Source organism: Streptomyces flaveus, from assembly GCF_014647675.1.
Classification (GTDB): domain Bacteria; phylum Actinomycetota; class Actinomycetes; order Streptomycetales; family Streptomycetaceae; genus Streptomyces; species Streptomyces flaveus.
Window position 1 is genome coordinate 352,252 of record NZ_BMPQ01000002.1, and the last position, 12,892, is coordinate 365,143.

11 protein-coding genes are annotated in these 12,892 nt (G+C 70.4%); 9 read left to right on the top strand and 2 right to left on the bottom strand.

Going from position 1 to position 12,892, the window contains the following annotated elements; translation table 11 throughout:
• Positions 1 to 130: 130 nt before the first annotated feature.
• From mce to IEZ21_RS04840, 7 genes are all read left to right on the top strand, one after another.
• Entirely contained in the window at positions 131 to 595 is a 465-nt protein-coding gene (gene mce / locus IEZ21_RS04810) for a methylmalonyl-CoA epimerase (protein WP_189320619.1), read from the top strand.
• A 298-nt stretch (positions 596 to 893) separates the two neighbouring features.
• The gene (gene scy / locus IEZ21_RS04815) at positions 894 to 4,655 is read left to right on the top strand and encodes a polarized growth protein Scy (protein WP_189320620.1); all 3,762 of its coding nucleotides are present in this window, start codon (positions 894 to 896) and stop codon (positions 4,653 to 4,655) included.
• Positions 4,656 to 4,838: 183 nt separating this feature from the next.
• Positions 4,839 to 5,774 carry a coiled-coil domain-containing protein gene (locus IEZ21_RS04820; protein WP_033323908.1) on the top strand — a complete coding sequence of 312 codons (936 nt, stop codon included), beginning with the start codon at positions 4,839 to 4,841 and terminating at the stop codon, positions 5,772 to 5,774.
• Positions 5,775 to 5,860: 86 nt separating this feature from the next.
• Positions 5,861 to 6,796, top strand: coding sequence for a DUF8746 domain-containing protein (locus IEZ21_RS04825; protein ID WP_189320621.1), 936 nt, complete (start codon positions 5,861 to 5,863; stop codon positions 6,794 to 6,796).
• A 3-nt stretch (positions 6,797 to 6,799) separates the two neighbouring features.
• Positions 6,800 to 7,570, top strand: coding sequence for an ABC transporter permease (locus IEZ21_RS04830; RefSeq protein ID WP_189320622.1), 771 nt, complete (start codon positions 6,800 to 6,802; stop codon positions 7,568 to 7,570).
• 147 nt (positions 7,571 to 7,717) lie between these two features.
• Positions 7,718 to 8,905 (top strand): ATP-binding cassette domain-containing protein, encoded by a 1,188-nt coding sequence (locus IEZ21_RS04835; RefSeq protein WP_189320623.1) that lies wholly within the window; start codon positions 7,718 to 7,720, stop codon positions 8,903 to 8,905.
• Positions 8,902 to 9,777, top strand: a complete 876-nt coding sequence (locus tag IEZ21_RS04840) for an ABC transporter permease subunit (RefSeq protein WP_189320624.1) — start codon at positions 8,902 to 8,904, stop codon at positions 9,775 to 9,777. Before IEZ21_RS04835 ends, IEZ21_RS04840 begins: the two co-directional genes overlap by 4 nt.
• 43 nt (positions 9,778 to 9,820) lie before the next feature.
• On the opposite strand, the gene IEZ21_RS04845 is transcribed toward IEZ21_RS04840, so the two are convergent.
• The gene (locus IEZ21_RS04845) at positions 9,821 to 10,150 is read right to left on the bottom strand and encodes an Rv1322 family protein (protein WP_033323899.1); all 330 of its coding nucleotides are present in this window, start codon (positions 10,148 to 10,150) and stop codon (positions 9,821 to 9,823) included.
• Between the two features lie 216 nt (positions 10,151 to 10,366).
• Here IEZ21_RS04845 and IEZ21_RS04850 point away from each other — a divergent pair, with 216 nt between their 5' ends.
• Positions 10,367 to 11,395, top strand: a complete 1,029-nt coding sequence (locus tag IEZ21_RS04850; RefSeq protein WP_189320625.1) for an LLM class flavin-dependent oxidoreductase — start codon at positions 10,367 to 10,369, stop codon at positions 11,393 to 11,395.
• Positions 11,396 to 11,520: 125 nt separating this feature from the next.
• Here the strand turns inward: IEZ21_RS04850 and IEZ21_RS04855 are convergent, their stop codons facing one another.
• A complete protein-coding gene (locus IEZ21_RS04855; RefSeq protein ID WP_033323896.1) occupies positions 11,521 to 11,913 on the bottom strand; it encodes an SCO5389 family protein in 393 nt (130 codons plus the stop codon).
• A 280-nt stretch (positions 11,914 to 12,193) separates the two neighbouring features.
• Between IEZ21_RS04855 and nucS the strand changes: the two genes are divergently transcribed.
• Positions 12,194 to 12,865 (top strand): endonuclease NucS, encoded by a 672-nt coding sequence (gene nucS, locus IEZ21_RS04860; protein ID WP_033323895.1) that lies wholly within the window; start codon positions 12,194 to 12,196, stop codon positions 12,863 to 12,865.
• The last annotated feature ends 27 nt before the right edge of the window (positions 12,866 to 12,892 follow it).

Here is a 12,892-nt window from a genome sequence, read left to right on the forward strand (position 1 = left end):
CCAGCTTGCACAGCTGAGGAGTGAACGAGGGTTTACTAAAATGTACTGAGCGGTAGCCGACTCGTCATCCGGCAGGGCGTGTGATCGCGCGCACGTTGCGTAACCGCGTGCGGCGCGCTGCACTAACAGCATGCTGACGCGAATCGACCACATCGGGATCGCCTGTTTCGACCTGGACAGGACCGTCGAGTTCTACCGTGCCACGTACGGCTTCGAGGTCTTCCACTCCGAGGTCAACGAAGAGCAGGGCGTACGCGAGGCCATGCTCAAGATCAACGAGACCTCCGACGGCGGCGCCACCTATCTCCAGCTCCTGGAGCCGACCCGCGAGGACTCCACCGTCGCGAAGTGGCTGGCCAAGAACGGCGAGGGCGTGCATCACATCGCCTTCGGCACGGCGGACGTCGACTCCGAGGCCGCCGACATCAAGGACAAGGGCGTACGCGTGCTGTACGAGGAGCCGCGCAGGGGGTCGATGGGGTCGCGCATCACCTTCCTGCACCCCAAGGACTGCCACGGCGTACTGACGGAACTGGTCACCTCCGCGCCCTCCGGGTCCACTGATGCGGCGGGCGTTGAGTCGACCGGGCACTGACGTCCGTACTGCATGGTCTGGGGACTTTCCGTCGGCCGCTGTGCCTCGGACCCCGGACCCCCCAGCCGGAAAAGCCGGTTGGCCAGACCTCCGCGCCGATCGGGCCCGGTAGGGTTGGGGTCGGTCGTCGCTCCGGGAGGGCGGCTGCGGACCGGGGTCCGGGTTTCGGGGGACGAGCGTCGGGGCAGCAGCCCATGCTCCGCCGTTGATCTGACACCATTCCCCGGGGGCCCCGTTCGGCGGATGGACGGTGCTCGTTTGGAGAGACTTGCGACCAGGGGACGGATGGGACCGCGCAGTGCGGGGCTACGAACGCCAGGAGCGAGAGCCGGCGGCTGACGTCGACCACCTCTCTCGGTTCGAGGCCGAGATGGAACGGCTGAAGACCGAGCGGGAGAAGGCCGTCCAGCACGCCGAGGACCTCGGCTATCAGGTCGAGGTGCTGCGCGCCAAGTTGCACGAGGCGCGCCGCAATCTCGCGTCCCGTCCTGCCTTCGACAGCGCCGACATCGGCTACCAGGCCGAGCAGATGCTGCGTAACGCGCAGATCCAGGCCGACCAGCTGCGCATGGACGCGGAGCGGGAGCTGAGCCAGGCCCGCGCGCAGACCCAGCGGATCCTCCAGGAGCACGCCGAGCAGGCCGCCCGTCTCCAGGCGGAGCTGCACTCCGAGGCGGTGGCCCGGCGCCAGAAGCTCGACCAGGAGCTGGCCGAGCGCCGCCAGACCGTCGAGACGCACGTCAACGAGAACGTCGCCTGGGCCGAGCAGCTGCGCGCCCGCAGTGAGCAGCAGGCCCGCCGGCTCCTGGACGAGTCCCGCGCCGAGGCCGAGCAGGCCCTGGCCGCCGCCCGCGCGGAGGCCGAGCGGGTCGCCACCGAGGCCCGGCAGCGCCTGGAAGCCGATGCCGAGGCCGCCCGCGCGGAGGCCGAGGCGCTGCTGCGCCGGGCCCGTACGGACGCCGAGCGCCTGCTGAACGCCGCGTCCAACCAGGCGCAGGAGGCCACCGACCACGCCGAGCAGCTGCGCAGCTCCACGACGACCGAGTCGGAGTCGGCCCGCCGTCAGGCCACCGAGCTGAGCCGGGCCGCCGAGCAGCGGATAGCGGAGGCCGAGTCGAAGCTGCGCGAGGCGCAGGCCGAGGCCGACAAGGTCCTCGCGGAGGCGAAGGAGGCCGCGGCCAAGGCCCTGGCCAACGCCGAGTCCGCGAACGAGCAGCGCACGCGTACGGCCAAGGAGCAGGTCGCCCGGCTGGTCGGCGAGGCCACCAAGGAGGCGGAGACCACCAAGGCGGACGCCGAGCAGGTCGTCGCCGACGCCCGCCTGGAGGCGGAGAAGATCCTCGCGGAGGCCGCCGAGACGGCCCGTAGCGCCACCGCGGAGGAGACCGCCTCGCAGCTGTCCTCGGCCGCGCGTACGGCCGAGGACGTCCTGAACAAGGCGTCGGAGGACGCCAAGCAGACCACCAAGGCGGCAGCCGAGGAGGCCGAGCGGATCCGCCGCGAGGCGGAGGCCGAGGCGGACCGGCTGCGGGCCGAGGCGCACGACATCGCCGAGGAGCTCAAGGGCGCGGCGAAGGACGACACCAAGGAGTACCGCGCCAAGACGGTCGAGCTGCAGGAGGAGGCGCGCCGGCTGCGCGGCGAGGCCGAGGCCCTGCGGGCCGACGCGGTCGGCGAGGGCGAGCGGATCCGCTCCGAGGCGCGGCGCGAGGCCGTCCAGCAGATCGAGGAGGCGGCCAGGACCGCCGAGGAGCTGCTCGCCAAGGCGAAGGCCGACGCGGACGAGCTGCGCTCGAACGCGACGACGGAGAGCCAGCGGCTGCGTACGGAGGCCATCGAGCGCGCCACGACGCTGCGCCGCCAGGCCGAGGAGACCCTGCAGCGCACCCGCGACGAGGCCGAGCGCAATCGCGCGGAGGCCGTCGAGCTGTCCGAGACCATCAAGGAGGAGGCCGAGCGGGCCGCGCTGGAGCTGCGCGAGGAGGCCGAGCGCGCCGTCGCGGCCCGGCAGTCCGAGGCCGCCGAGGAGCTGACCCGGCTGCGCGCGGAGGCCGAGGAGCGCCTGGCCGCCGCCGAGGAGGCCCTGACCGACGCCCGCGCGGAGGCGGAGCGGATCCGCCGCGAGGCCGTCGAGGAGGCGGACCGGCTGCGCTCGGTGTCCGCCGAGCGGGTTCGTACGCTCCAGGCGCAGGCCGAGGCGGAGGCCGAGCGGCTGCGCAACGAGGCCGCCTCCGATGCCTCCGCCTCGCGGGCCGAGGGCGAGGCCATCGCCGTACGACTGCGTTCGGAGGCCGCCACCGAGGCCGAGCGGATGAAGTCGGAGGCCCAGGACTCGGCCAACCGGGTCCGGGCGGAGGCGCAGACCGCCGCCGAGCGACTGGCGGCCGAGGGCGCCGAGACGCTGGCCGCCGCCCAGGAGGAGGCCGCCCGGCGCCGCCGCGAGGCCGACCAGTACCTCGGGACCGCGCGCGAGGAGGCCGACCAGGAGCGGGAGCGGGCCCGCATACAGAGCGAGGAGCTGCTGGCCTCGGCGCGCAACCGCGTGGAGGAGGCCCAGACCGAGGCTCTGCGGCTCCTCGAGGACGCCGACCGGCGCGCCACGGAGATGGTGTCGGCTGCCGAGCAGACCGCGCAGCAGGTACGGGACTCCGTGGCCGGGCTGCACGAGCAGGCTCAGGACGAGATCGCGGGCCTGCGCAGCGCCGCCGAGCACGTGGCGGAGCGTACGCGCACGGAGGCGCAGGAGGAGGCGGACCGGGTCCGCGCCGACGCCTACGCGGAGCGGGAGCGGGCCGCCGAGGACGGCAACCGCCTCAGGCGTGAGGCGCGGGAGGAGGCGGAGGCCGCCAAGTCCCTTGCGGAGCGCACGGTTTCGGAGGCGATCAGCGAGTCCGACCGGCTCCGCTCGGAGGCCCGGGAGGACGCAAACCGGCTCCGCTCGGACGCGGCGACGCAGGCGGACAACCTCATCAACGAGGCGACCTCCGAGGCGGAGCGGCTCAGCTCGGAGACGAACACGGAGGCGGAGCGGGTACGCGCCGAGTCCGTGGCGAAGGCCGAGAAGCTGATCTCGGACGCGACGGGCGACGCCGAGCGGCTGCGCGCCGAGGCCGCCGAGACGGTCGGCTCCGCGCGGCAGCACGCCGAGCGGGTGCGCAGCGAGGCGCAGCGGTTCAAGGCCGAGGCTGAGGCGGAGGCGGATCGGCTCATGGCTCAGGCCCGCGACGAGGCCGACAGCACGCTGGACGAGGCCCGCAAGGAGGCCAACAAGCGGCGTTCCGAGGCGGCCGAGCAGGCCGACAAGCTCATCCGGGAGTCGTCGGCCGAGGCGGAGAAGCTGACCTCCGAGGCCCGGCGGTCCGCGCAGAAGACGACGGCGGACGCCGAGACGCAGGCCGACACGATGGTGGGCGCGGCCCGCAACGAAGCGGAGCGGCTGGTCTCCGAGGCGACCGTCGAGGGCAACTCGTATGTGGAGCGGGCCCGTACGGACGCGGACGAGCTGCTGGTCGGCGCCCGCCGGGACGCCACGGCGATCAGGGAGCGCGCGGAGGAGCTGCGCGACCGGATCACCGGCGAGATCGAGGAGCTGCACGAGCGGGCCCGCCGTGAGTCCGCCGAGACGATGAGGTCGGCCGGCGAGCGCTGCGACGCGCTGGTGAAGGCCGCCGAGGAGCAGCTGAAGGAGTCGGAGGCGAAGGCCAAGGACCTGGTCTCGGAGGCCAACTCCGAGGCGGGCAAGGTCCGTATCGCCGCCGTGCGCAAGGCCGAGGGGCTCCTCAAGGAGGCCGAGCAGAAGAAGTCCGCGCTCATCGCCGAGGCCGAGCAGATCCGCTCCGACGCCGAGCGCGATGCGAAGCGCATGGTCGAGGAGGGCAAGCGCGAGCTGGAGGTGCTGGTCCGCCGCCGTGAGGACATCAACGCGGAGATCTCTCGTGTCCAGGACGTCCTCGAGGCGTTGGAGTCCTTCGAGGCCCCGGCGAGCGGCAAGGACTCGGGCGTCAAGGCGGGTGCGACGGCCGGTGCGACCCGTTCGGGTGGCAAGTCCTCGGAAAGCTAGCCAGAACGGCTGGTTTCGTACTCACGCGAGGGCCCTCGGCGCCGTGTCCTGGAAGCCCTCCGGCCGTTAGCCAACAAAAAGGGCGTCATTCTCCATATCAATCTGTCTTCTGCTCGATGACGCGCCGCCTTGACCCCTAGGATTCCACCTATCACCTCACCGGTCTCATTCGACAGGAACCCCATGAGCGACACTTCCCCCTACGGCTTCGAGCTTGTGCGGCGTGGGTACGACCGCGCTCAGGTGGACGAACGCATCTCGAAGCTCGTCTCCGACCGTGACAGCGCTCTGGCCCGCATCACCGCCCTGGAAAAGCGCATCGAGGAACTCCACCTCGAGACGCAGAACGCCCAGGCCCAGATGAACGACGCCGAGCCGTCGTACGCGGGTCTCGGCGCGCGCGTCGAGAAGATCCTCCGCCTCGCCGAGGAAGAGGCGAAGGATCTGCGCGAGGAGGCCCGTCGCGCGGCCGAGCAGCACCGCGAGCTCGCCGAGTCCGCTGCCCAGCAGGTACGCAACGACGCCGAGGCGTTCTCCGCCGACCGCAAGGCCAAGGCGGAGGACGAGGGCGTCCGGATCGTCGAGAAGGCCAAGAGCGACGCCTCGCAGCTGCGTTCCGACGCGCAGAAGGACGCGGCGTCCAAGCGCGAGGAGGCGGACGCCCTCTTCGAGGAGACCCGCGCCAAGGCCGCGCAGGCCGCCGCCGACTTCGAGACGAACCTCGCCAAGCGGCGCGAGCAGTCCGAGCGCGACCTGGCCTCGCGTCAGGCCAAGGCCGAGAAGCGCCTCGCGGAGATCGAGCACCGCGCGGAGCAGCTGCGCCTGGAGGCGGAGAAGCTGCGTACGGACGCGGAGCGCCGTGCCCGCCAGACGGTCGAGACGGCTCAGCGCCAGGCCGAGGACATCGTGGCGGACGCGAACGCCAAGGCGGACCGGATCCGTTCGGAATCCGAGCGGGAGCTTGCGGCTCTGACGAACCGTCGCGACTCGATCAACGCTCAGCTGACGAACGTTCGCGAGATGCTGGCGACGCTCACGGGCGCCGCAGTCGCTGCCGCGGGCTCGCCGGAGCAGGACGAGCCGATCTCTCGTGGAGTTCCGGCTCAGCAGTCTCGGTAAGTACGGATTACGGGGCCGCACCCCCAGAGTCAAAGCCCTCTGCCACTGAAGTGGCAGGGGGCTTTGTCCCGTTTTAGCGTTGCCGCATGATCGAAGTCGAAGGGCTGACCAAGCGGTACGGCGCGAAGTTGGCCGTGGATCGGCTGACGTTCAGGGTGCGGCCCGGAATCGTCACGGGGTTCCTGGGGCCCAACGGGGCCGGGAAGTCCACGACGATGCGGATGATGCTCGGGCTCGACCGGCCGACCGCGGGAGACGTACGGATCGACGGGCGGCGTTACGAGAACCTGCAGGACCCGCTGAAGTACATCGGCGCCCTTCTCGACGCCAAGGGCGTGCACGGCGGGCGCAGCGCCTTCCATCATCTGCTGTGCCTCGCACAGAGCAACGGCATCCCCAAGAGCCGGGTGCACGAGGTCCTGCACGCGGTGGGCCTGACGGCGGTGGCCCGCAGGAAGGCGAAGGGGTTCTCGCTCGGGATGGGGCAGCGGCTCGGTATCGCGGGGGCGCTGCTCGGCGATCCGCGGATCCTGATGTTCGACGAGCCGGTCAACGGGCTCGATCCCGAGGGCATCCACTGGATCCGGAACCTGATGAAATCCCTTGCCGCACAGGGCCGTACGGTCTTCGTCTCCTCCCACCTGATGAGCGAGATGGCGCTGACCGCCGACCACCTCGTCGTCATCGGCCAGGGCCGGCTGCTCGCCGACACCTCCATGGCCGACTTCATCCAGCACAACTCACACTCGTACGTCCGTATCCGCACCCCACAGCCGGAACGGCTGCTCGACGTGCTCGACGAGGCCGGAATCAAGGCCTTCCGGGCGGGCGGCGGAACGCTGGAGGTGGACGGCGGCAAAGCGGAGCGCATCGGCGAGCTGGCCGCCGAGCACCGGATCGTGCTGCATGAGCTGAGCCCTCAACAGGCGTCCCTGGAGGAGGCGTTCATGCGGCTGACGGCCGGGTCGGTGGAGTACCACGCGCAGGGCGGCACGCCGCCCACCGGCTGGAAGAAGGGCTGAAGCATGGCCACGACCCAGGTCGTCCGGTCCGAGTGGACCAAGATCCGCTCCGTGGCGTCCACAGTGTGGACACTGAGTCTCGCCGCCGTTGTCACCGTCGCCCTCGGCATGCTGATCTCGCTGCTGTCCAGGAACGAGTGGGACTCCATGAGCACACGGGACCAGCTCTTCTTCGACCCGACCTACACCAGCTTCGCGGGCATGAGCCTGGGCCAGCTGGCGATGATCGTGTTCGGCGTGCTCGTCGTCTCGAACGAGTACAGCACCGGCATGATCCGCACCTCGCTCGCGGCCGTCCCGCAGCGCGGCACCTTCCTGTTCGGCAAGATCGCGGTGGCGACCGGGCTCGCGTTCGCCGTCGGCCTCGCCACCAGCTTCCTCGCCTTCTTCGTCGGGCAGACCACGCTCGGCGAGCACAGTGCGTCGATCGGCGACGAGGGCGTGCTGCGCGCGGTCATCGGCGGCGGCCTCTATATGACGCTCATCGCCGTGTTCTCGATGGCCGTCGCGACGATGCTGCGCGGCCCGATGCTGTCGCTCGGCATCCTGATGCCGTTCTTCTTCCTGATCTCCGGGATCCTGGCCGCCGTCTCGGCGACCGAGAAGATCGGCCGGTTCCTCCCCGACCAGGCCGGCAACAAGATCATGCAGGTGGTTCCGCCGGTCGACGACGACACTCCGTACGGGCCCTGGGGCGGCCTTGGCATCATGGTGCTCTGGGTCGTCGCCGCGCTCCTGGGCGCGTACGCCGTGATCAAAAAGCGCGATGCGTAGGCCCTGGGAAGGCGCCCGCTTGAGCAGCGGGTTTTGCTCACACTTGATGGGAACCGTCAGCTCCCCGTTATCCTCCTAACCCTTACGGGGGGCGTGCGCCCCGACGTCCTGAACCTGACGTCCTGAACCTGTCGATGGGTGCGGAGAATGATCGAGGCAGTCGGCCTGACGAAGCGCTATGGCGCCAAGACGGCCGTGTACAACCTTTCCTTCCAGGTGAGGCCAGGTGCCGTCACCGGCTTCCTCGGGCCCAACGGCTCGGGCAAGTCGACGACGATGCGGATGATCCTCGGCCTGGACAACCCCACCGCGGGGCAGGTGACGATCGGCGGCCATCCCTATCGGAGGCTGCCCAACGCCCCCCGCCAAGTCGGCGCGCTGCTCGACGCCAAGGCCGTGCACGGCGGCCGGCACGCGCGCAACCACCTGCTGTCCCTGGCGCAGCTGTCGGGCATCCCGGCCCGCCGCGTGGACGAGGTGCTCGGTGTCGTGGGCCTCCAGGAGGTGGCGAAGAAGCGGTCCAAGGGCTTCTCGCTCGGCATGGGCCAGCGCCTCGGCATCGCCGCCGCGCTGCTCGGCGACCCTCAGGTGCTGCTCTTCGACGAGCCCATCAACGGTCTCGACCCCGAGGGCATCCTGTGGGTGCGCAACCTCATGAAGGCCCTTGCGGCGGAAGGCCGTACGGTCTTCGTGTCGTCCCACCTCATGAGCGAGATGGCGGTGACCGCCGACCACCTCATCGTGATCGGGCGCGGGCAACTGCTCGCCGACATGAACATCAGGGACTTCATCTCCGCCAACTCCGCGGACTTCGCGCGCGTACGGACGCCCGACAGTGAGCCGCAGCAGCGCGAGAAGCTGACGTCCGCGCTGACCGAGGCGGGCGGCCAGGTGCTGCCCGAGCAGGACGGCGCGCTGCGCGTCATGGGCCTGCCGCTGCCCCGCATCAGCGACCTCGCGCACGACGCCGACGTACGCCTGTGGGAGCTGTCGCCGCACCAGGCCTCGCTGGAGGAGGCGTACATGCGGATGACGCAGGGCGCCGTCGACTACCGCTCGACCAGTGACCAGCGTGCGGGCCTCCAGCAGGAGCTGCCGCCGGGTGCCATGCCGCCGGTGCAGGTGCCGGTGCCCGGGCAGGGCCAGCCGGGCTGGTACGCCCCGCCGCCGCCCCAGCAGGGCGGTCAGCCGTTCGCGATGCCGCAGGGACAGCCCGCGGGCCCGTACGGGGCACCGGCCGCGCCCGGCGGCCCCGGCGAGCCCAACCCGTACGCCCAGGCCGCTCCCGCGCCGCACGCCGCTCCTGACATGACCAAGCCCGAGGACGCCCGATGAGTACGCCCCAGCCCTCCATGCAGCAGCAGATGCAGCAGCAGGCCGCGCCCAACTGGCAGGCGGCGCCCGGCCCTTCGTACACCTCGCCCATCCCGATCGTGCGCACCCACCTCGGGCACGCGCTCGCCTCCGAGTGGACGAAGATCAAGTCGGTCCGCTCGACGATGTGGACGCTGGGCGTCTTCCTGTTCCTGATGATCGGGCTCGGCCTGCTCTTCGCCCTGATCACCGCGTCCACGGACACGAGCATGGAGGGCGAATCGCCTCTGGTCCTGGGCGTGTTCGGGCCGATGCTCGGCATCGTGTGCCTCATCACGCTCGGCGTGCTGACCACCGCCTCCGAGTACGGCACGGGGATGATCCGCACCACGCTGACCGCATGCCCGAGCCGCGGCCGGGTGCTGATGGCGAAGGCGATCGTGTTCTTCGCGCTCGCGTTCACGGTCACCCTGGTGGCCACGGCGCTCGTCGGCTTCGCGCAGGTGGCGATCCTCGAAGGCAACGGCGCGGGGGACCCGACCGGTGAGGAGTGGCTTCGCGTCACGGTCGGCGTCAGCCTCTACGTCGCACTGTTCGGCCTGCTCTCGCTGCTCATCGGCTCGCTCATCCGGCACTCGGCGGGCGCGATCACCATCATGATCGGCCTCTTCCTCGCCCCGCTGGTCATCGCGATGTTCATGTTCGCGGAACCCCTGAAGGACGTGCAGCAGTTCCTGCTCGAGTACTCGATCCCGAGCCAGCTCAGCGTGTTCTACGGCGCGGAGCTCAGCTCTTCGGGCCCGTCCGGCTGGGGCCCGCTGTGGATCATGCTGGGCATGACGGCCGTCACGTTCGCCGGCGCGTACTTCCTGCTGGAGAAGCGCGACGTGTGAGCCGTAGACGTGTGAGCCGTATCGGCAAGAGGCCCAAGGGGCCTTAGAAACGTGGCGCGTTGCGGGGCCGCTGCACCCGAGTGGTGCGGCGGTCCTTCGCGTTCCAGCAGGCCTTGTGCCAGTGGCGGCGGTCGTCCACGCCCGCGTGCTCCGGCCAGGCCACCACGTGCGGGATCGCCGAGGGGATCAACTGCTCGCAGCCCGGGCAGCGGTAGGTCTTGCCCTCGGCACTCGCGCCCGCCACATGACGTACGCTCCATGCCTCGCCCTGCCAGCTCTCCGTGGTCTGCCAGCCGCCGTAGCGGCCGGACCGGTCGCCCTGATCCGCGGACACGTTGGGGCCGCCCTTGGGACGATTGCGGCGCGGGGACACAGGACACCTCACGGGCTTTACAGGGAGCACGGGCCGCATCCAGCCTACGCGGCGCAGCCGTGGGTACACGTACCTCACAACCCCCACAGACTCCGGCGTGACCGGCTCATTCTGCAGACAATCCGCCAATTCCCCCGCCAAGCCGTGTCTTTGGCACGTGTCAGACGGTTATGCGGGTTGGGGAGCCGCCTCGGCGCCAAGGAGGACAGGAGTGCGATGCGCATAGGAAGTTTTGTACTGGCGGCCCAGTTTCCGGGACAGGGCCAGGGGGAGGCACTGCACCGCGCGGTGCGGTCGGCGGAGGTCGCCGAGGAGGCAGGGCTCGACGCGGTCTGGCTGGCCGAGCACCACTTCGTGCCGTACGGGACATGCCCGTCGGCCGTCACGCTCGCCGCGCTGCTGCTCGGCCGCACCCGCCGTATCAAGGTCGGCACGGCGGTCAGCGTGCTCCCGAACGCGCACCCCGTGGCGCTCGGCGAGCAGGCCGCGCTGCTGCATGTGACGTCCGGCGGACGCTTCATGCTCGGCGTGGGGCGCGGTGGCCCATGGGTCGATCTGGAGGTCTTCGGAGCGGGTCTCGAGGCGTACGAGAAGGGGTTCCCGGAATCACTCGATCTGCTGGTGCGCTGGCTGCGCGAACCGTCCGTCTCGAGTGCGGGCGAGCGCTACGCCTTCCGTGAAGTCCCCGTCGTACCAAGGCCGTCGGAGGATCTGACGGGCGCCGAGGGGCCGGAGGTCGTCGTAGCCTGCACCTCTGCGGCGAGCGTCCGGCTGGCCGCCGAGCGCGGTCTGCCGATGCTGCTCGGGATGCATGTCGGCGACGAGGAGAAGGCGGAGATGGTCGCGCTGTGGCGTTCGCACGCCAGGGCCGCGGGCCGCTCCCCCGAGGAGATCGCGGGCGCGGCCCATGTCTCGGCCGGCCTCGCGCAGATCGCGGACCGCCGCACCGACGCGGTCGAGACACTCGTCAAGGCGATGCCGGGCTGGCTGAAGCAGGGTCTTGAGGCCCATGTGACGGTGGACGGCCGCGCCCGCGCGATGCGGGACCCGCTGGCGTACACCGAACTGCTCTGCGGTCTGCACCCGGTGGGCACGCCCCAACTGTGCGCCGACCGACTGGCGGCGACCTCGGAGCGTACGGGCATCACCCGCTTCGCGCTCCTGGTGGAGGGCTCGGGTGACCTGGCGGCGACGGAGGAGAACGTACGGCGGCTGGGGGCGGAGGTGCTGCCACGGCTGCGCTGAGCGGGAGTTGGAGTGTCCGGGTCGGCGGCGGTTGCGCGGGGCGCGCCCGCCCCGCGGGGAGCTTGCCGCCCCGTGCAAAAATGCACCTCCCGCGTACGGGGCGGCAAGCCTGCGGCATCGCTGCCTCAGCAGTCCCGGAACTCCGGTGACTGGTTCAGCAGTTGACTGCGCACCGAGGTGAAGCGGGCCAGCGTGTGATCAACCGACTCGTCCAGCGGGAACACCGCCACCCGATGGCAGTTCTGGAAGGCCAGCCGCACTCCGAAGTGCCGCTGCAGCGCGCCGCGTATCGCGTCACTCGCGAGCGCTCGCAGCAACTGGCCCCGTGCCTGCTCGTCCGGCGGCGGCGTCTGGTTGTCGGCGAAGTTTCCGCCGTCCACCTTCAGTTGGGCCACCAGGGAGCTGATCATCTCCCATGCGTAAGGCAGGGAAGTCCGGACGCAGTCGACGAATTCCGCTTCGTCGACCTCGCCTCGCTCGGCCTGTTCGAGTAGGGCCGGTGAGACGTCCAGCGACATGGGTTCTCCTCTCGCACCCCCTCCCGACAGAGGGGGTTGACGGACAGGGTGGGAGACCGCGAGAACGGACACGCCGACAACGGACACGCTGCGTACTCGCGCCACGACCTCCCGTTCATACGGTAGGCAACTGTTCTTGATCGCACCAGGACATGTGGAACACAGCAGGGCATCAATGCGCACACAATCGGCCACTTTCGAACAGCATGTGCCACAGGCAAGAGACGTTGACGATGGGCGAATCGCGTCCACCACCGCCCGTCGAGTAGCGTTGCCGACCATGCGTCTCGTCATTGCCCGCTGCTCCGTCGACTACGCCGGCCGGCTCACCGCCCACCTCCCGTCGGCACCCCGCCTGATCCTGGTGAAGGCGGACGGAAGCGTCTCGATTCATGCGGACGACCGGGCCTACAAGCCCCTCAACTGGATGTCTCCGCCTTGCACGTTGAAAGAGGGGGCCGGGGACGAGAAGGACGTCTGGACCGTCACCAACAAGGCGGGCGAGAAGCTCATCATCACGATGGAGGAGGTCCTCCACGACTCCTCGCACGAACTCGGCGTGGACCCGGGCCTGATCAAGGATGGCGTGGAAGCGCACCTCCAGGAACTGCTCGCCGACCGCATCGAGACCCTCGGCGAGGGCTATTCGCTGATCCGCCGCGAGTACATGACGGCCATCGGCCCGGTCGACATCCTGTGCCGGGACGCCGAGGGACAGACCGTCGCCGTGGAGATCAAGCGACGCGGCGAGATCGACGGCGTGGAGCAACTCACGCGCTATCTGGAGCTGTTGAACCGCGACCCGCATCTCGCGCCGGTACGCGGCATCTTCGCGGCCCAGGAGATCAAGCCGCAGGCCCGCGTCCTCGCGACCGACCGCGGCATCGGCTGCACGGTCCTCGACTACGACGCGCTGCGGGGCATCGAGGACGACAAGCTGCGGTTGTTCTGACAGCCGGGACGTTCTGAGGGTTACGAC